Origin of the sequence: Bacillus sp. JJ1764, assembly GCF_036962145.1 — a bacterium.
In the GTDB taxonomy this organism is placed as follows: Bacteria; Bacillota; Bacilli; order Bacillales; family Cytobacillaceae; genus Neobacillus.
Genome location: NZ_JBALNY010000269.1, coordinates 1 through 1018, shown reverse-complemented (window position 1 = coordinate 1018; position 1018 = coordinate 1). Strand labels below are relative to the sequence as shown.

1 protein-coding gene is annotated in these 1018 nt (G+C 31.2%); it reads left to right on the top strand.

Features of this window, described 5'->3' with window-relative positions:
- Positions 1–137: 137 nt before the first annotated feature.
- Positions 138–827 carry a hypothetical protein gene (locus tag V7083_RS23680; protein WP_335482672.1) on the top strand — a complete coding sequence of 230 codons (690 nt, stop codon included), beginning with the start codon at positions 138–140 and terminating at the stop codon, positions 825–827.
- The last annotated feature ends 191 nt before the right edge of the window (positions 828–1018 follow it).

Below are 1018 nucleotides of genomic sequence, written 5' to 3'. Positions count from 1 at the left end.
TTTATTGAGGGAGGTTAGTTTAAGAAGAATCCCTTAAATATATGGTACATTGTGGTAAAATCAAAATATGAACCAATTGAGTAGTGACCTTAGCAATTATTTATTGGAAGGAAAAAAATTAGTTTAGGAGAAGTAGTATGTCGATAATGAAAAGCAAGTATCTTAACGAGAAAATCACTAACTGTAACCTCATTCCTTTAGAAGTCAGTGATTTTGATATTTCTAATCGACTTTATTTAAATATAGATAAAATTGACGACTTCTTGAAATATGCAAGTGATTCTAATTCTAAATATGTCTATTACCATTATACTTACTATAATTCCGAGGAATACATCATTCCAACTGACTGGTACAGTGAGTATTCAAAAGAATTCAAAACCGAAGTACGTGCACATAATCAACGCATTAAATCATTAGATTTCGACTCACCGAAAAGTTTGACATTATTTATTCTTCAAAATGGTACCTTCGTAGGTGTGGAAATAGATAATACCTGGTTGCAAAATCAAGGCATCATGATTGCAGATGTAACTATTGATATAATTGAGAATCAGTTTTATCGTGAAGTCAAAAAATTTGATGTTGCAAAGAAAGAGCAATACAAAGAGGATGAAAATGAGTTGAGGGAGATTATCTTTAACGACCCTGAATTTAAATTTTGTAAAAACCAAGAACTTCGATATTGGTACTTAGTAGAATTGCTTGAAAAAGAAGATATGAAGAAATATGATTATATGCTTCAGTCACCTGGGATACCACATATGGGGAAGATAAAGATGTTTATGGATAAAACATGGGAACTTTATAAAGAACGGAACAAGTAATATGACTTGCCTTATTTAGCTAAAGGGGCTTTCCTTGAAGAAAAGGCTGCTACAAAAATGGCAGCCTTTTGTTATTGAGCTAACTGTTGACTCGTAATAAAGTTTGATCAAAAATATCGACTAACCCCTTACTATGCAACAAATAGAAAGAATCTATTTTGAAAAAAGATTGTTCAAAATAGATTCTTTCT

Bases quoted from the DNA above. Each gene is read 5' to 3' on its own strand.
- V7083_RS23680 (WP_335482672.1), top strand. From the start codon at position 138: ATGTCGATAATGAAAAGCAAGTATCTTAACGAGAAAATCACTAACTGT.